Annotated in this window: 14 protein-coding genes; 4 read left to right on the plus strand and 10 right to left on the minus strand. The window is 65.4% G+C overall.

What is annotated here, in order from left to right:
• Positions 1-214: 214 nt before the first annotated feature.
• Positions 215-709: a VOC family protein gene (locus AC066S_RS14270; RefSeq protein WP_126257192.1), complete on the minus strand. Its 495-nt coding sequence runs from the start codon at positions 707-709 to the stop codon at positions 215-217.
• A gap of 89 nt (positions 710-798) precedes the next feature.
• Positions 799-1,344, minus strand: a complete 546-nt coding sequence (locus AC066S_RS14275) for a carboxymuconolactone decarboxylase family protein (protein WP_126257193.1) — start codon at positions 1,342-1,344, stop codon at positions 799-801.
• A gap of 134 nt (positions 1,345-1,478) precedes the next feature.
• Here AC066S_RS14275 and AC066S_RS14280 point away from each other — a divergent pair, with 134 nt between their 5' ends.
• The gene (locus AC066S_RS14280; protein WP_478269987.1) at positions 1,479-2,678 is read left to right on the plus strand and encodes an acyl-CoA dehydrogenase family protein; all 1,200 of its coding nucleotides are present in this window, start codon (positions 1,479-1,481) and stop codon (positions 2,676-2,678) included.
• Positions 2,679-2,830: 152 nt separating this feature from the next.
• Positions 2,831-3,970, plus strand: coding sequence for an acyl-CoA dehydrogenase family protein (locus AC066S_RS14285; protein ID WP_478269988.1), 1,140 nt, complete (start codon positions 2,831-2,833; stop codon positions 3,968-3,970).
• A gap of 269 nt (positions 3,971-4,239) precedes the next feature.
• Here the strand turns inward: AC066S_RS14285 and AC066S_RS14290 are convergent, their stop codons facing one another.
• From AC066S_RS14290 to AC066S_RS14325, 8 genes are all read right to left on the minus strand, one after another.
• Positions 4,240-5,277, minus strand: a complete 1,038-nt coding sequence (locus AC066S_RS14290) for an amino acid ABC transporter substrate-binding protein (RefSeq protein WP_126257299.1) — start codon at positions 5,275-5,277, stop codon at positions 4,240-4,242.
• Positions 5,278-5,404: 127 nt separating this feature from the next.
• The gene (locus AC066S_RS14295; protein ID WP_126257196.1) at positions 5,405-5,998 is read right to left on the minus strand and encodes a L,D-transpeptidase; all 594 of its coding nucleotides are present in this window, start codon (positions 5,996-5,998) and stop codon (positions 5,405-5,407) included.
• A 387-nt stretch (positions 5,999-6,385) separates the two neighbouring features.
• Positions 6,386-7,360 carry a hypothetical protein gene (locus AC066S_RS14300; protein WP_478269989.1) on the minus strand — a complete coding sequence of 325 codons (975 nt, stop codon included), beginning with the start codon at positions 7,358-7,360 and terminating at the stop codon, positions 6,386-6,388.
• Positions 7,361-8,007: 647 nt separating this feature from the next.
• On the minus strand, positions 8,008-8,619 hold the full coding sequence (locus AC066S_RS14305) for a sigma-70 family RNA polymerase sigma factor (RefSeq protein ID WP_126257197.1): 612 nt from the start codon (positions 8,617-8,619) through the stop codon (positions 8,008-8,010).
• A gap of 429 nt (positions 8,620-9,048) precedes the next feature.
• A complete protein-coding gene (locus AC066S_RS14310) occupies positions 9,049-9,783 on the minus strand; it encodes a response regulator (protein ID WP_126257198.1) in 735 nt (244 codons plus the stop codon).
• A 10-nt stretch (positions 9,784-9,793) separates the two neighbouring features.
• Positions 9,794-11,539, minus strand: coding sequence for an ATP-binding response regulator (locus AC066S_RS14315; protein WP_135168988.1), 1,746 nt, complete (start codon positions 11,537-11,539; stop codon positions 9,794-9,796).
• Complete coding sequence (locus tag AC066S_RS14320) at positions 11,509-13,530, minus strand: sensor histidine kinase (protein WP_164718556.1); 2,022 nt, start codon at positions 13,528-13,530, stop codon at positions 11,509-11,511. Before AC066S_RS14320 ends, AC066S_RS14315 begins: the two co-directional genes overlap by 31 nt.
• A 63-nt stretch (positions 13,531-13,593) precedes the next feature.
• Entirely contained in the window at positions 13,594-14,604 is a 1,011-nt protein-coding gene (locus AC066S_RS14325; protein ID WP_126257200.1) for a TRAP transporter substrate-binding protein, read from the minus strand.
• Between the two features lie 203 nt (positions 14,605-14,807).
• On the opposite strand from AC066S_RS14325, the gene ugpB reads away from it, so the two are divergent.
• The gene (gene ugpB, locus AC066S_RS14330; protein WP_164718542.1) at positions 14,808-16,130 is read left to right on the plus strand and encodes a sn-glycerol-3-phosphate ABC transporter substrate-binding protein UgpB; all 1,323 of its coding nucleotides are present in this window, start codon (positions 14,808-14,810) and stop codon (positions 16,128-16,130) included.
• Between the two features lie 162 nt (positions 16,131-16,292).
• Positions 16,293-17,234 (plus strand): aminoglycoside phosphotransferase family protein, encoded by a 942-nt coding sequence (locus tag AC066S_RS14335; RefSeq protein WP_164718543.1) that lies wholly within the window; start codon positions 16,293-16,295, stop codon positions 17,232-17,234.
• Positions 17,235-17,454: the final 220 nt, after the last annotated feature.

Genomic DNA, 17,454 nt, shown 5'->3' on the forward strand with positions numbered 1-17,454 from the left:
GCGAAGCGCCGTGCCCACGATTTCTCAATGACTCACAAGGGTTCGTGGGCACGCTCCGCTTTGCCCACCCTACGGCACCTGTACGAAGGTGCGACGCCGCCTCAACGTACTCCGTCATTGCGAGGAGCTCTTGCGACGATGCAATCCAGGCTGCCTCCGCGGAAAGACTCTGGATTGCTTCGCTACGCTCGCAATGACGGGGAGAGATCGGAGTTCACCCCTCCCGCTCCCTCAGCAACCCCTCAACGTCCAGCCGCTTGGTGAACATCGCCAGCTTCCCATCCGGTCCGAACGGCCATTGCTCCCGAGGCCTGTCCCAATACAGCTCGACGCCATTCTGGTCGGGATCGCGCAGATACAGCGCCTCGCTGACGCCGTGATCGCTCGCCCCATCCAGCACAATCCCGGCCGTGAGCACACGATGCAGCGCGTCCGCCAGCGCCGGCCGCGTCGGATAGAGGATTGCCGTGTGGAACAGCCCGGTCGTGCCCGGCGGCGGTGGCGAGCCGCCTTTGCTTTCCCAGGTGTTAAGCCCGATGTGGTGGTGATAGCCGCCGGCCGCGATGAAGGCGGCACCTGAGCCCATGCGCTGCATCAGCTCGAAGCCGAGCACGCCGCAATAGAAGCCGAGCGCGCGATCGAGATCGGCGACCTTGAGATGGACGTGGCCGATCCTTGTGCCGGCGGCGACGGCGGGATTTTGCGACATGGGGATGCTCCGTTGCTGAACTCCAGATAGGGCGGGCCTCGGGACAGCGCTATTGCTCATCTCGAAACCCATCGTTTCCCGATCGGAAACTAGCTCAGCTCCGACACCTCGCCCTCGGGCAGCCCGAACTCGAACGTGTTCAGCGTCATCGATACCATCGTGTAGTAGCCGCACAGGCCGATCACCTCGACCACGCCGCGCTCGCCGAGCAGATTGACCGCCGCATCGTAGAGGCCCTTCTCGACGCCGTGGCCCTCATGCAGCGACTTCGCGACGTCGTAGATCATCTTGGCCTTGGGATCGTCGAATTCGGGCGTGCGGCGGTCGCGGATGGCGTCGATGACGTCAGGATCCATGCCGCCGGCGAGCGCGAGGCGCTTGTGCGCGTACCATTCGTAGTGCGCGGTCCAGTGCCGCGCCGTCACCAGGATCGCGATCTCCGAGAGCTTTGCCGGGAATATCGTGTCGAAGCGCATGACCTCGCCGAGCCGCGTGGCGTGACGTGCCATCTCCGGGCTGTTGAGCCAGGCCATCATCGGCGCCGGCGGCTTGCCGCGCTTGCCGGCAATCGATTCGTCATAGGTCTGCCGCTGGCTCTCGTTCATTTCGCCAGGCGAAAGAAGCTTCAGGCGCATGCGCGTTTCCTCTTTGTTTTCAAGCACCGTCGTGCCGCGACTATAGCCGACTGCGCCTGCGGAAGTGGTTGAATTCCGCGGGGGCTTGGCCCAGAGTCGTGCCCAACAAGTCTTTTTGATTGATGGAAACGACCATGAGCGACACTGAGACCGCCGATCTCGAAACATTCCGCGATGAGACGCGCGCCTGGCTGGAAGCCAATTGCCCGCCGGAGATGCGCAAGCCCGCGACGTCGGATGCCGACGTGTTCTGGGGCGGGCGCAACGCAAAGTTCTCCTCCGAGCCGCAGCGCATCTGGTTCGAGCGCATGCGCGACAAGGGTTGGACCGTGCCGGACTGGCCGAAGGAATATGGCGGTGGCGGCCTCAGCGCCGTCGAGCACAAGGTGCTGCGCGCGGAAATGGCAAGAATCGGCGCGCGTCCGCCGTTGTCGAGCTTCGGCATCTGGATGCTCGGGCCGGCGCTTTTGAAATACGGCAACGACGCCCAGAAGAAGGAGCATCTGCCGAAGATCGCAGCGGGCGAAATCCGGTGGTGCCAGGGCTATTCCGAGCCGAACGCTGGCTCCGATCTTGCTTCGCTCCAGACCCGCGCCGAGAGCGACGGCGACGACTTCATCATCACCGGCCAGAAGATCTGGACGTCTTACGCCAATTACGCCGACTGGATCTTCTGCCTGGTCCGCACCGATCCTGCGGCCAAGAAGCACGACGGCATCAGCTTCATCCTGTTCGACATGACCTCCAAGGGCGTCTCGACCAAGCCGATCCTCTTGATCTCCGGCTATTCGCCGTTCTGCGAAACCTTCTTCGACGGCGTCCGCGTGCCGAAATCGCACGTGGTCGGGCAAATCAACCGCGGCTGGGACGTCGCGAAGTATCTGCTGCAGCACGAGCGTGCGATGATCTCAGGCATGGGCGAGCGCGGCGTCGGCCGGCCGCTCGGCCAGATCGCGGCCGACTCCGTCGGCACCGATGCGCAAGGCAAGCTCGACGACGCCATGCTGCGCGGCAAGATCGCCAGCTTCGACGTGGATGAGGCCGCCCTCGCGGCCTGCGCCGAGCGCGCGGTCGATCTCGCCAAAGCAGGGCAGGCGCATCCGGCGTTCTCGTCGGCGATGAAATATTACGGCACCGAGCTCAACAAGCGCCGCCACGAGATCCTGATGTCGGCCGGCGGCGTCGATGCGCTGGAATGGGAGAGCGAGCGCTCCAGGCAGGGCGCCCGTCCGCGCGCCTGGCTGCGCACCAAGGCCAACTCGATCGAAGGCGGCACGTCCGAGGTGATGCTCGGCATCGTCGCCAAGCGCATCCTGGATCTGCCGGGAGCGTAAGCCACGCTCTCACACCCGTCATTCCGGGGCGCGCGAAGCGCGAACCCGAATCCATCTTACGGCATACATGCGGCCTGATGGATTCCGGGTCTGACCCTTCGGGTCATCCCGGAATGACGACAACAGACAAATTTCGGATCGGAAACACGCACATGGCCCTCGTCCTCACCGAAGAACAATCGATGCTCCGCGATTCCGCGCGCGGGCTGATCAGCGACAAGGCGCCGGTGTCGCATCTGCGGCATCTGCGCGACAGCAAGGACCCCACCGGCTTCTCCAAGGAGCTTTGGCATTCCTTCGCCGAGATGGGTTTTGCCGGCCTCCTGGTGCCGGAGGAATTCGGCGGCAGCGGGCTTGGATTCACGGAGGCCGGAATCGTGATGGAGGAGATCGGCCGGACCTTGATGCCGTCGCCCTTCCTCGCGACCTCAGTGGTTGCGGCCTCGGCGCTGAACCGCGGCGGCAATGCCGCGCAGAAATCGGAATACCTGCCGAAGATCGCGAGCGGCTCGCTGCTCGCGACGCTCGCGATCGACGAGGGCGCCAAGCATCGTCCGCTGCAGACCAGCCTGCAGGCCGTGCGCGCCGGCAACGGCTTCAAGCTTTCCGGTGCCAAGGCGCTGGTGGTCGACGGCCACGTCGCTGATCTCTTCATCGTCGCCGCCCGCACCGCGGGCTCAGCCGGTGAGCGTGACGGCCTCACGCTGTTCCTGGTCAACCCCAAGGCCAAGGGCGTTGCGGTCGAGCGCACCATCATGGTCGACGCGCACAATGCTGCGCGGATCGAGCTTTCCAATGTCGAAGTCAATGCCGACAGCGTGCTCGGCGAGGTCGATCAGGGCGCCGCGCTGCTCGACGGCGTGCTCGACATCGGCCGCGGCGCGGTCGCCGCGGAGATGGTCGGCCTCAGCGACGAAGTCTTTGGCCGCACCGTCGAGTATCTCAAGAACAGAAAGCAGTTCGGCAAGCTGATCGGCGAATTCCAGGCGCTGCAGCACCGTGCCGCCGAGCTCTATGTCGACATCGAGATCACCCGCGCCGCGACCATGAAGGCGCTTCAGGCGCTGGACGCGGATGTCGCCAAGGCCGCCTCAGCCGTCGCGGTTGCCAAGGCCCGCGCCGGCACCACCGCCACGCGCGCGGTGCAGGAAGGCGTGCAGATGCACGGCGGCATGGGCATGACCGACCAGTTCGACATCGGCTTCTTCATGAAGCGCGCGCGGGTGTGCGAGGAGCTGTTCGGTGACGCCAATTACCACACCGAGCAGCTGGCGCGCGCGCGCGGGTATTGAGCCGAGGCGCGAAGGCCGCGCCTCACACCCGGTGTTGTCGCCCGGCTTGACCGGGCGACCCAGTATTCCAGAGACAGCAGAAAGTTACGGAGAGGCCGCGGCGTACTGGATCGCCCGGTCAAGCCGGGCGATGACAGTTGAATGTGCGGAGAGCGCCGGCCAGAATCCGTCATTGCGAGGAGCGCAGCGACGAAGCAATCCAGCCCCCCACCACCGCGGAAAGATACTGGATTGCGTCGCTTCGCTCGCAATGACGGCGGAGGGACCTGTTACCGCATCGGCGGCGCGTATTGCACACCACCCGCGTTCCACAGCTGGTTCATGCCGCGCGGAATCTTCAGCTTCGATTTCTCGCCGATATTGCGCTCGTACATCTCGCCGTAATTGCCGACGTGGCGGATGATGCGGGCGGCCCAGTCCTTGGTGAGGCCGAGCTGCTCCCCGTAACGGCCTTCGGTGCCGACGAGGCGCATCACTTCCGGCTTCTTCGACTTCAAGGCCTCGTCGATGTTCTCCGAGGTCACACCTAACTCTTCGGCGTTGATCATCGCGTAGAGCGTCCACTTCACGATCATCATCCAGTCGTCGTCGCGCTGGCGCACGACGGGGGCGAGCGGCTCCTTGGAGATCATGTCGGGCAGGATCATGTGGTCGCCGGGCTTGGTCAGGTTGAGCCTGAGCGCGTAGAGCTGCGAGACGTCGGCGGAGAACGTGTCGCATTTGCCGGTGTCGTAGCCCTTCACCACGTCGTCGAGCTTGTCGAACTTCACCTCGTCGTACTTCATGTTGTTGGCACGGAAGTAGTCGGCGACGTTGAGCACGGTCGTGGTCCCGGTCTGCACGCAGACCTTGCTGCCATCAAGGTCCAGCGACGTTTCCTTGTTGCGCGACCGCGGCAGCATGAAGCCGACGCCGTCGTAATAGGCGACCGCGGGGAAGTAGAGATCGTAGTCGAGCTCGCGCGCCATGCTCCAGGTCGTGTTGCGCGAGAGGATGTCCACCTTGCGGCTCTGCAGTTCCTTGAAGCGCTCGTTGGCGTCGAGCGCGATGAATTTCGCCTTGCCGGGGTCATTAAAGATCGCAGCGGCCACTGCGCGGCAGAAATCGACGTCGAAGCCGGTCCAGTTGCCCTTGTCGTCGGGGATCGAGAAGCCCGGCAGGCCCTTGTTGACCCCGCACAGCACCTCGCCGCGGCGCACGGTGCGCTTCAGCGTGCGGGTGTCGTAGAATTCATAGATGATGGCCAGGACGGCGACCAGCACGGCGACCGCGAGCCCGATCAGCAGGCCGCCACGAAAAGTGCGCATCATGTTGTTCTCTCGAAAAATCGGGAAAAGGAATCAGGCGAGGGCGGGAGAGCATGATCCGATCCGGACGAGCCGCGCCGGCAAGGCGACGCGGTCGTCCGTAGAGATCACGCTCGAATCATGAGTCTCAGAGCTCAGGCTTCTGCCGGATGACCACCTTGGTGCCGACAGGGACGCGGTCGTAGAGATCGGCGACGTCGTTGTTGACGAGGCGGAAGCAGCCCGAGGACACCTTGGTCCCGATCGTGTCGGGGCGGTTGGTGCCGTGGATACGGTAGACGGTGGTGCCCAGATACATGGCGCGGGCCCCTAACGGATTGCCGGGGCCGCCGGCCATGAAGCGCGGCAGATAGGGCTGGCGCTGGATCATCTCCGGCGGCGGCGTCCAGTCCGGCCACTCCTTCTTGTTGGTGATGGTCACCAGCCCCTGCCACTGAAAGCCGTCGCGGCCGACGCCGATGCCGTAGCGGATCGCGCGCCCGCCGGGCTGCACCAGGTACAGGTGCCGTTCGGCGGTCGAGACGATGATCGTGCCCGGCGCTTCGGTGGTGCGGAAATAGACCACCTGCTTCTGCCATTCCGGCTCGAGCTGATAGCCGTCGTCGGCAACCAGGCCCGGCTCGTCGCCGCGGTCCGGCTGCTGGGCAAAGCTTTGCGGCGCGGACAGGAAAAGGCCGATCGCGGCCACGCATATTCCGGTCAGGTGACGAAAATCCGCCATTTCAATCTCTCCCCGCTGCCACAGCGCAAATCATTCAAAGCCATCAAACCTGAGGGGCAAGTTCATGGCAAGTTGATGGCGCGCCGCTCTAGTATGTCACGAGAATGCCTATGGTTTTTGACCAAGCCGGGCAATGCCACAAACAGGGGATGGCGCGAAAAGCTTAGGTCGTGGCCAAGGCGGTACTGCGCTCCCTCCCCCGCTTGCGGGGGAGGGCGGGGGAGAGGGTGTCTCCACAATGGGACACTCCCCTAGAGGAAAGAACCCTCACCCGCCGCGCGGGACGATGCTTCGCATCGCCCCGGGACGCGGCGACCTCTCCCGCAAGCGGGAGAGGCTCAGACCGAAGTCGCGGAAAGACCATCTCCGACCATTGCCAAGCGCCAGTCAGATCTTGTTGCTCTCCGGCGCGATCCCGAGCCGCCGCACGATCTCGGTCGCCACCGCGCGCGCCTCGACCCGCGATCCGATGCGGGGGCTGCGAAATCTTTGCCCCGAATGCAGCCGGATCGCCACGATGCAATGCTCGTCCTCGGACCGGCCGCGGCGCTCGACCGTGATCGTCTTCACGTCGCGCCCCTCGATATGGTCGGCGCGCAAGCTGCCGTCGCCCCACAGGCGCTCGACGCGGATGTCGGCTTGCCGGATGATCCAGAACGCGCCGGTGACGAGGTTGGCGTAGCGGTGCACGGCGAAGGCGGCGAGCGCGCCGAGCGGCAGCAGCAAGATGTCGACATGGGTCGGCGATAGCCCCCGCCAGAGCTTGTAGGCGTAGGGCGCCGCGCACAGGGCGAGGACAATGAACGCAACGATGCGGATGTCCCTTGCGGGAAACGGTTCGAGCGGATCGCCGAGACGCATCTCGAGATTGCTGGCATCGAGCGGATTGCTCGGCGCCTCGACGTCGGGAACGTCGAACTGCGCGGCGATCCGCGCCACGGTGTCATGAACATGCGTGACGTCCGAGATCGGCGGCGACGTCAACCGCTCTCCCGAGGCCAATGTGAACGCCAGCTGGAAGCGGGCTTTCGTCCTCTTGCTGCCGGGAACCTGCAAGCCGGCGATGTCGTCCTTGGCGATGATCCTGGTACGGAGCTTTCCGAACGGGCGCTGCTGTCCGATCAGGATTTCATCCGATGTGATGATCCACACCACCGCCGGCGCCATCATGATGCCGACGACGAATCCGGCGCCGACCAGCAGCGCGACCACGGAGATGACGATCTCCATGGTGTCGTGCGTGAACAGGCCGGGGGTGAAGCAGAGCGCAACGGCGGCCGCAAAGCCGGACATCACCAGCCGCTGCGCGATCGAGGAGCCTTCACGGAGGCGAATGTCGGTGCTGGTGGTGGTGTCGTCCATCGCGCGCGGATGATTGCGTTGCCTTGGAAACTCCACGGACGGGTTTGTGGAGTCAAGCAACAAGGGCGGCAACTGAAACCCGCCGCGCGATGTCCGTGCGGCATCAGTTGCTGGCGTTGAGCAGCAGGCGGCCTCGCGCAGCAAATTCGGATCGAAATCGAACAGCCAATCAGCGCACCGAGCAGGAGCGCGACCGCCGAGAGTAGGTGGCTTTGCGAGGCAACGCCTGTGGCCCCAGGGACGGTGCGCTCCCTCCCCCCTTGCGGGGGAGGGCGGGGGAGAGGGGTAGCCCAGGAAAAGGTCCATGCGCTCGTGCCACGGTCTCCGATCGAGAGAGTCCCGGAGTGGCTACCCCTCTCCCTGCCCCTCCCCCGCAAGGGGGGAGGGAATGAGAGGTCGGTGCCCGCCTCACTTGGCGCGCGGCATGAGCTCGGAGCGCTCCAGACACAAAACGACCCGGAGGGGGGCATCCCGTCCGGGTCGTTGAAGGTCCTTGGGAGGTTTAAGCAAAACCGTATGTGAGCTTTATAGGGGGGAAGTTTTTCCGCCTGATGTTGTGCTTTGTTTCAATTGTTTCGCGGACGGTAACACTTCCGTGTCCCGGACAGGGCCAAAGCAAGGTCCTATCCCATTGAAATATCGAAACTTCAGGCGGCGAAGCGCTCGACGCCGCAGCCTTTAAGCAATTCGGCCAATTGCTTGCGGGCGTAGAACATCCGCGTCTTCACGGTGCTCTGGGGAATGCCGATGATCTGCCCGACCTCCTCCACCGACTTCTCGTGATAGTAGATCAGGTTGATGATCTCGCGATGGGCGGGCGACAGCTTCTGCACGCAGGCGCGCAGGATGGCGCTGGTGTCGCTGCGGTCGAGCGAGGTCTCGGGCGTATCGTTACCGTCGGGAATCTGGCGCACGTCCTCCTGGTCGATGTCCTCGAAGCGGCGCTGGCGCATCGCGGTCAGGGCCTTGAAGCGGGCGATCGAGAGCAGCCAGGTCGAGACCTGGGAACGGCCCTGGAACTGGCCGGCGGTTCGCCACACGTCCAGAAACACCTGGCTGACGAGGTCTTCCGCCGCGGTGGCGTCGCGCACGATGCGCAGGATGAAGCGGTACACCCGCACATTGTGCCGGCAATATAGGATGTGCATGGCCGTCCGGTTGCCGTCGGCAATGCTTTCGAGGAGCATGTCGTCCGAGGTCGCCTGAGCGGCGATGATGCTCTGGCTGGCTTGGGCGTTGATGGCGATGACGTTCGGCATGGACTTGGCTCCCCGTAGCGCCGCAACCGAGCGGCGTTTCCTTGGACCAAAGTGTTAATCAGCCAACGTTTCGGGACGTCTGCACGAAAAGCGGAAAATGGTTTCGTGCGCCGCCAAATTGTTTCGTCGGAGGGGGGGCGACGAAACATCCGGGGCAAAAAAGCGTGCAAATTCAATGTACGGAAAATACGGGAGGAGGCCTTGGGAGGCGGACGGAGGCGCCACGGAACGAATCCCGGAGATTTGCGTTCGGCCGCGCCGCACCCACCTCTGTCGTCCCGGGGCCCGAAGCGGGTAGCCGGGAACGGCACTGTCGTAGGGTGGGCAAAGGCGCGAAGTGCCGTGCCCACGATCTTTCGCAATTATGGAGAGGACGGTGGGCACGCTTCCGCTTTGCCCACCCTACGGCACTGCCTGCGCTGCCCGCCGCTACGCCTTCTCGCCCTGCGGCGAGAACAGGTAGCCGCCGCCGCGGATGGTGCGGATCACGGCCGGCTTGGCCGGATCGGGCTCGATCTTGCGGCGGATGCGCATGATGCGCAGGTCGACGGCGCGGTCGAAGGCTTCGGCGTCGCGCGCATTGGCCAATTCCAGCAGGCGCTCGCGCGACAGCACGCGCTTCGGATTGGCCGCGAACACCTTCAACAGCCCGAACTCGGACGCGGTCAGCGGATGCTCGTTGCCCTCGTCGTCGCGCAAGGCCTGCGCTTCGAGATCGAGCCATTTGGTGCCGAAGCGCACCAGCTGGTCCTTGTCGGATTTCGCCGCCGCCTCCGGCGCGGCCGCCTTGGCCGGCACGCTCCGGCGCAGCACCGAGCGGATGCGCGCCATCAGCTCGCGCAGCTCGCAGGGCTTGGCCACGTAATCGTCGGCGCCGAGCTCGAGCCCGACCACGCGGTCGATCGGGCTTGCCGTCGCCGTCAGCATGATGACCGGCACGTTGATGCGGCTCTTGAGGTCGCGGATGATCGAGAGGCCGTCTTCCTCCGGCATGTTGAGATCGAGCACGACCAGATCGGGCATGCTGCCCTGGATTGCCGTGCGCAGCGACTTGCCGCCGTCGCACAGCGTCACGGTGAAGCCGTGCATCTTGAGATAATCGCCGACCATCTCCCGGGCCGGGGCTTCGTCGTCGACGATCATGATGTGCTGGCTTTGGGTCATGGTCTCTCGATCACGGCATTTCGGTCGCGGGAAGGGTGATGGTGAAGGTCGAGCCCTGGCCGGGCCCGCCGCTGTCGGCGGTCACCTCGCCGCCATGCATGTCGACGATGCGCTTGACGATGGAGAGGCCGAGGCCGGTCGAGCTCTCGCCGGCGGTCGGCTTGGCCGACAGCCGCTGGAAGCGGCCGAACAGACGGCCGAGATCCTCCGGCGACAGGCCGGCGCCCTCGTCGCTGATGCGGACGATGGTGTCGCCGCTCTCATCGCTGACCGCGACGTTGATCCTGCCGCCGATCGGCGAGTATTTGATGGCATTGCTGATGAGATTGTCGATCGCCTCGCGGATGCGGTCGATGTCGCACATGGTGACGATGTTGGCCGGCGCGGTGACGCTGATCGCCTGCTGCTTGTTGACGGCCAGCGGCTGGTTGGCTTCGGCGACCTCCTTGACCAAAGCGGCGACGTCGACCGGCTCGCGGCGGATGGTGATGTCGAAGGCGTCGGCCATCGCGTCCGAGATCAGATGGTCGACCATCGTGATCAGGCGCTTGGTGGCGTCGCGGATGTGGTCGACCTGGGCGACCACGCCGCTCTGCGACGCGGCGGTCGAGATCAGCTCCTTCAGCATCTCGGTGCGGCCGAGGATGACGCCGAGCGGGTTCTTCAGATCGTGCGCGACGGTGCCCAAAATCTCGTTCTTGAAGCCGTTGGCGCGCTGCAGCCGCAGCCATTGCGCCGAGAGGCGGCGGTTGGCCTGCATCAACGCGCGGGTGCGCTGGGCGACGCGGTCCTCCAGCTGCGTGTTGGCGTCCTGCAGCTGCTGATACAGGATCACGTTGTCGAAGGCGATCGAGAGCCGGCTGGAGAAGATCTCGACCAGCGAACGGTCTGTCTCCGACAGCTCACGCTCGGCCTGCAGCAGCACCACGACCTCGCGGCCCGACCCGGTGCGCAGATAGATCACGCTGCGATGGTCGGCGAATTCGTTCTTGCGGCGCTGGAACGCGGCCTCCACCATCTCGCGCAGATCGGGGTCGAGCGCCTTCGACGTCGTGGTGCCGATGAAGCGGCTGTAGCAGCCGCTGCCGGCGAGCACCGAGAGCTCGGGGTCGAGACCGCCATTGTCGCGCAGAACCAGGATGCCGGCGCAGTCGACGTTGAGCAGCGAGGCGAGCTGGGTCAGCACGCCCTCGGCGAGCCGCTGCATCGACTTGAAGTCGTACAGCGTCGAGGCGGCGTCGATGATGATCTCGAGCCCGCGCCTTGTCTGCACCATGCGCTCGAGCTGCTGATAGGAGCGCAGCGCCGCCGTCAGCGAGGTGAACAGCTTGTCGGCGGTGAGCTCGGTCTTGGCCTTGTAGTCGTTGATGTCGTACTGCACGATCACGCGCCGCTCCGGCGCCTGGCCGGGCTGGCCGGTGCGCAGGATGATGCGCACGGTCTCGTTCTTGATCTCGTTGCGGATGAACTCGACCAGCTCGAGGCCGGCGACGTCGGTCTCCATGATGACGTCGAGCAGCACGGCGGCGATGTCGCTGTGCTCGGTCATCAGCTTGCGGCCTTCCGCCGCGGAATAGGCCGACAGGATCTCCAGGCTCTGGCCGTTGAGGCTGTAGTCGGACAGCGCGAAGCGGGTGCCGTCATGCACCGCCGGATCGTCGTCGATGACGGCGATCTTCCACTTCCGGGCGTTGCTATCCTCCGACGCGGTACCGGTGTCGTCGATCAGGTGGAGGACATCGTCCTGTTCGGCCATTGAGAAGTCCCGTCACTTTCTGTGCTTTCCGCGCCGCCCTTGGCGACGCGGGGCATGATAATGCGAAAAGTAGTGCCTTGTCCCAGCTTGGATTCCAGCATCATGCGGCCGCCGAGCTGCTGGGTGACGAGGTTATAGACGATATGCAGGCCAAGTCCCGTGCCGCCTTCATTGCGCCGGGTGGTAAAGAAAGGGTCAAAGGCCTGGCGCTGCACGTCCGGGGTCATGCCGGCCCCGTCATCGGTGAAGATGAGCTCGACATCGTCGGTGCCGCGCGGCCGCGCCGAGATCGTGATGGTGCCGGCGCGCCCGTCGGCGAAGGCGTGGTTGGCGGCGTTGAGGAACAGGTTGGTCAGGATCTGGCCATAGGAGCCCGGATAGCCGTCGAGCAGCAGCCCCTCGGGCACGTCGACCTCGAGCGTGATCGGCGAGCGCTTCAAGACCGGGCGCAGGCTGGCGATGATCTGGTCGGTGGCCTCGCTGAGCGAGAATTGCCGTCGCTCGGCATGGGAGCGGTCGACCGCGACCTGCTTGAACGACTGGATCAGCTCGCCGGCGCGCTGGAGATTGGCGACCAGCTGCTGCGAGGCGTCGCGCGAGGACTGCACGAATTCTTCCAGCTGCGAGCGGCGCAGGCCGCCGTCGCCCCTGAGCTGGGCCTCGAAAATCTCGGTGCGCCGGGCAAAGCTCGAGGCAACCGTGAGGCTGATGCCGATCGGGTTGTTGACCTCGTGCGCGACGCCGGCAACCAGGCCCCCGAGCGCGGCCAGCCGCTCGGCATCGATCAAATTCTGCTGCGCGGTATTGAGCTCGAGCAGCGCGCTCTCGGCCTTCTCCTTGGAGGCGCGCAGCTCGTCCTCGGTCTGGCGCTTGGCGATGGCGTTTTCGCGGAACACCTCCACCGCGCGCGCCATCGCCCCGACCTCGTCGCGCGCCTTGGTGCCCTGCACCTCGCGGTCGAGGTCGCCGAGCGTGATCGCGCGCATCGCGGTCATGATCTGCTGCAGCGGCAGCCGGATCGACAGCGCGATCATCACGCCGGCGGTGAGGATGATGCCGAGGAAGATCACCGCGATCGACAGCACCCGCCGCGAAATATCCGCCAGCGTGCGGTCAAAGGTCTCCTGCGCCTTCTGCTCGCGCTGGCGCATCTTGGTGGAGAGGTCGTCGATGGCGCCGATCGCCTCGGCCTGGCTGGCGTCGATGCTGTTGCGCAGGAGCTCGGTGCGGCTCGCGAGCTGCTCGGACAGCTTGGCAAAGCCCTCGCGCAGCGCGGCGGTGCGGGCGCCGAGCCGCTGCAGCGCCATGCGCTGGAGATCGTTGTCGGCGAGATCGATCATCACGGGAATGGTCTTCTCGATCGTCTCGGTGTTGCGGCGCGCGTCGTCGGCCGCGCCCGTCGACAGCGACAGGTAATAGGAATTGGCGGCGACCAGCATCGCGGTGAAGGCCTCGCGAGATTTTCCGAGCGAGGGCCAGATCAGCGCGTCGCGGTGGCCGGTGGCGCCCTCGATGATGGAGTAGAGGCCGGCCATGTCCCGGGCCGGGCCCTGCACCTGCTCCTCATAGGTCTTTGCGATGGTGGACTGCACGCTGCGCAGCTCGCCGAAGCCGTTGAGGAAGCGGTCGGTGGTGCGCTCCAGCTCCTCGACCGAGCCCGACAGCATCGGGTCCTTGGCGGCGCGGTTGGACAACGTGCCCAGCACCGCCTCGCGCAGCAAAAGGATCTCGGCGAACAGGTCCGGGCTCGGCTGGTTGATGTAGCGGTGGATCAGATTGTGCAGCCGTCCGGTCTCGCTTTCGAGCAGCGCCAGGATCCGGTCGGATTCGCGCACCTGGCGGACATCGTCCCAGGCCGAGCCCAGCACCTGCGCGCCGTTCCAGATCATCGCCACCAGCACCACCACCACGGCGGAGTTCAGCGCGGCGATCGACAGGATGCGCCAGCGGATCGGCACCGCCCGCAGCACGCCGACCAGGCGCGCGCGCATCCGCCCGACCGGGCCGGGCGGCCGTTCCGCGTGCTCGTGATGTCCAAGCGCAGCCAACGCGGCTCACTCCACCTTGCGAATGCGTTCGATCAGCGCGGCCGCGGCGGGATCGCGCCCGGCCTTGGCGTAGATCGGGGCCATCGCGTCCTCGAACGGCTTGCGGTCGATATCCCTGATGACCGTGACGCCGGCTGCCTGCGCCTTGCGCTGCGACTGCTCCTCGAGGTCGCGCCATTTCTCCCGCATGAACCGGCTGGAGCGCTGGGCGGCCTCCCGGAAGATGTTCCGGTCGTCCGGCGCCAGGCTCTGCCAGGCCTTCAGCGAGATCACGAGAACCTCGGGGCTCATCGTGTGCTCGGTGAGGGTGTAGTGGCCGGCATGCTTGTAATGGTCCGTCGTCACGAAGGATGGCCAGTTGTTTTCCGCGCCGTCGATCAGATGGTTGGCGAGACCGGTGAGCACCTGCCCATAGGGCAGCTCGACCGGCTCGGCGCCGAGCGCGCGGACCATCTGGCTCATCAACTCCGACTGCTGCACCCGGATCCGCAATCCCTTGAGGTCCGCAAGACCCCTTACCGGGCGGACCCCGTTGTAGATCGACCGCGCGCCGGAATCGTAAAAGGCGAGCCCGACGAAGCCGTAGGGCTCGAAACTATCGAGGATCTCGCTGCCAACAGGCCCGTCCAGCACCTTCTGCATGTGCTCGATGGACCGGAACAGGAACGGCATGGCGAGCACGTTCATCGCGGGAACGAAGTTGCCGATCAGCGCCACGTTGGTCCGGTTGAGGTCGATCGCGCCGGCCCGGGTCTGCTCGATGGTCTCCTTTTCCTCGCCGAGCTGGCGGGAGTGGAACACCTTGATCTCGTGGCGGCCCTGAGTGCGCTCGGCGATCAGGGCGCCCATATAGCGCAGCGCCTGGACGGTCGGGTAGTTCTCGGCCTGGGTGTCGGCGGCGCGAAATTCGCGCGCAACGGCACCCGTCGCGCTCATGTCCATCGAGACCGCGGCAAGCAGAAGCGCGACGAAGATCACCCCGGTCCGCGAGAGTTCGGCACGGTTCAACACTGGCACACTCAACCCCTCAGTGGTGGAGTCTATGGCGGATGGAAAAGGTTCAATGCAATCTAGCAGATGGTAAAGGGAAGGCCATCCCGCGTGAGTCCGCCGACCGATTGTGCGGCGCGGCCGCCGTTCATTCCCGGTTGAAACCGGATATGCCGCGCCTTAAGCAGGGCAGCCGCCTTTGTCGCGCGGCCCGGGGAAGAGCCATCGTGATGCCAGCCTTGCGCATTTTGCGAATCGCCGCCGCCCTCGCGGCCCTGTCATGGGCTGTCCCCGTTCGCGCCGCCACCGACATCGCCTGGTGGCACGCCATGTCCGGCGAGCTTGGCCGGCAGCTGGAGAAACTGGCCACGGACTTTAACGCCTCGCAGTCCGACTACCGCATCGTGCCTGTCTACAAGGGCAATTACACCGAGACGGTGACGGCCGCGATCTTCGCCTTCCGCTCGCGCAGCCAGCCCGCGATCGTCCAGGTCAACGAGGTCGCCACCGCCACCATGACCGCGGCCAAGGGCGCGATCTACCCGGTGTTCAACCTGATGCGGGACCAGGGCGAGCCGTTCTCGCTCGCCGATTACCTGCCCGCGGTCTCCGGCTATTACACCGACGCGGCCGGCAATCTGTTGTCGTTCCCGTTCAATTCCTCGACGCCGATCCTCTACTACAACAAGACCATGTTCCGCGACGCCGGCCTCGATCCGGAGACGCCGCCGAAGACCTGGCCGGCACTGGGATTGGCGGCAAAGCGCCTGCGCGACCACGGCGCTTCTTGCGGCTTCACCACGTCCTGGCCGTCCTGGATCCATGTCGAGAATTTCTCCGCCTTCCACAATCTGCCGGTGGCCAGCCGGGCCAACGGCTTTGCCGGGCTGGATGCGGAACTGACCATCAACAATCCCACCCTCGTGCGTCACGTCGCCCAGCTCGGCGAATGGCAGAAGACCAAGGTGTTCGACTATGGCGGCCGCGGACAAGCGGCCGAGCCGCGCTTCCAGCGCGGCGAATGCGGCATCTTCATCGGCTCCTCGGCAACGCGCGCCGACATCAAGGCGAACTCGAAGTTCGAGATCGGTTACGGCATGATGCCGTATTGGCCCGACGTGAAGGACGCGCCGCAGAACTCGATCATCGGCGGCGCCACCCTGTGGGTGCTGCGCGACCGGCCGCGCGAGGAATACAAGGGCGTGGCGCGGTTCTTCGCCTATCTGTCGCAGCCCGGCGTGCAGGCCGCCTGGCATCAGAACACCGGATACTTGCCGATCACCCGCGGCGCGTTCGAGCTGACGCGGTCGCAAGGCTTTTACGAGCGCAATCCGGGCTCGGCGATTTCGTTCGAGGAGATCACCTTGCATCCGCCGACGGAGAATTCGAAGGGCATCCGGCTCGGCTCCTTCGTGCTGATCCGCGGCGCGATCGAGGACGAGCTGGAGCAGGCCTTCGCCGGCCACAAGAGCGCGCAGGCCGCGCTGGATTCCGCCGTCGAGCGCGGCAACAAGCTGCTCCGCCAGTTCGAGCGCGCAAGCCCGGAGCGGTAGCGATGCAAGGAAGCCAGGCTTGACGTTGACGCGCAAGGTCTTTCCACCGCGTCATGGCCGGGCTTGTCCCGGCCATCCACGCCTTGCCACGCAGTACGAAGAACGTGGATGCCCGGGACAAGCCCGGGCATGACGAGCTCAATCGCATCAAGCGCAATATCGATGACACTCCCTCACTTCACCGACGCGGACAGCTTCCACGCCTTTCGCTCCGCGTCCCCGCAATGGCTTGGAATCGCGCTCGACATCGCGCGCAGCCACGGTCTTCCTATCGGCGCGCCGCATGTGTTCGCGACCGGGACCAATCTCGTGGTCGGTCTCGGCGAGACGCTGATCCTGAAGATCTTCCCGCCGCTGCTCGCTGCGCAATTCGTCTCGGAGCGTGGCGCTCTGGCGCAGCTCGCCGGCCGTCTCGATCTGCCGATCCCCGAGATCGTCGCGGAAGGGATGCGCGACGGCTGGCCTTATCTGATCATCACGCGGCTATCAGGCACGCTCGGCGCGGAGGTCTGGCCGCAACTGCCGGAAGACCAGAAGGAGCGCGTGCTGCGCCAGATCGGCGAGACCATCGCGGCCGTCCAGCGCACTCCGCTCGGACCGCTCGCCTCGATCGAGCCGCGCTGGGACGACTTCATGGGGAGGCAGATGCGGGGCTGCCGTGCCAGGCACACCCGTCTCGGCCTTGCGCCGAAGTTTCTCGCCGGCCTCGACGATCTCGTGCGCGATGCAGAAGAGCTGATCCCGATGGACGCGCCGCCGGTGATCCTGATCGGCGAATACATTCCGGAAAACTTTCTGCTCGCCTGCGACGACGGCCAATGGTCGCTCAAGGGCCTGTTCGACTTCGGCGACGTGCTCGCGGGATGGCGCGACTACGACCTGCTCGGGCCCAGCGCCTTCATGGCGGCGGGCCGGCCGGGCCGGGTGAAGAGCCTGCTCGAAGGCTTCGGCTATGCGAAGCCGGACTTTGCGCTCAAGCGCCGCCTGATGGCCTTGATGCTGCTGCACCGGGCCAGCGACCTCAACAGCCACATCTGCATCGAGGGCTGGCAGGAGAAGGCGGATGATTTGATTGAGCTTCAAGAGCTGATCTGGCCCGGCTGATCGCGCCACGCCTCCCGTCATTCCGGGGCGCCGCGCAGCGGCGAGCCCGGAATCTATTGCTCCGCGCGTTCTACCGCCCGATGGATTCCGGGCTCGATGCTGCGCATCGCCCCGGAATGACGGCTTGGGCGTGCCGCTCCGTCGTGGCCTCCATGATCGCCTCCGGAATGGGCCGCGGCACCAAGTAGCCTAATACTTAGGCAAAGACATCTCTTTGTAT

The organism is Bradyrhizobium sp. CFUWI (genome assembly GCF_056429085.1).

Excerpts from the sequence above, each read along its gene's own strand:
- AC066S_RS14270 (WP_126257192.1), bottom strand. The coding sequence starts at position 709 with ATGTCGCAAAATCCCGCCGTCGCCGCCGGCACAAGGATCGGCCACGTC.
- AC066S_RS14275 (WP_126257193.1), bottom strand. The coding sequence starts at position 1,344 with ATGCGCCTGAAGCTTCTTTCGCCTGGCGAAATGAACGAGAGCCAGCGG.
- AC066S_RS14280 (WP_478269987.1), top strand. The coding sequence starts at position 1,479 with ATGAGCGACACTGAGACCGCCGATCTCGAAACATTCCGCGATGAGACG.
- AC066S_RS14285 (WP_478269988.1), top strand. The coding sequence starts at position 2,831 with ATGGCCCTCGTCCTCACCGAAGAACAATCGATGCTCCGCGATTCCGCG.
- AC066S_RS14290 (WP_126257299.1), bottom strand. The coding sequence starts at position 5,277 with ATGCGCACTTTTCGTGGCGGCCTGCTGATCGGGCTCGCGGTCGCCGTG.
- AC066S_RS14295 (WP_126257196.1), bottom strand. The coding sequence starts at position 5,998 with ATGGCGGATTTTCGTCACCTGACCGGAATATGCGTGGCCGCGATCGGC.
- AC066S_RS14300 (WP_478269989.1), bottom strand. The coding sequence starts at position 7,360 with ATGGACGACACCACCACCAGCACCGACATTCGCCTCCGTGAAGGCTCC.
- AC066S_RS14305 (WP_126257197.1), bottom strand. The coding sequence starts at position 8,619 with ATGCCGAACGTCATCGCCATCAACGCCCAAGCCAGCCAGAGCATCATC.
- AC066S_RS14310 (WP_126257198.1), bottom strand. The coding sequence starts at position 9,783 with ATGACCCAAAGCCAGCACATCATGATCGTCGACGACGAAGCCCCGGCC.
- AC066S_RS14315 (WP_135168988.1), bottom strand. The coding sequence starts at position 11,539 with ATGGCCGAACAGGACGATGTCCTCCACCTGATCGACGACACCGGTACC.
- AC066S_RS14320 (WP_164718556.1), bottom strand. The coding sequence starts at position 13,530 with ATGCGCGCGCGCCTGGTCGGCGTGCTGCGGGCGGTGCCGATCCGCTGG.
- ugpB (WP_164718542.1), top strand. The coding sequence starts at position 14,808 with ATGCCAGCCTTGCGCATTTTGCGAATCGCCGCCGCCCTCGCGGCCCTG.
- AC066S_RS14335 (WP_164718543.1), top strand. The coding sequence starts at position 16,293 with ATGACACTCCCTCACTTCACCGACGCGGACAGCTTCCACGCCTTTCGC.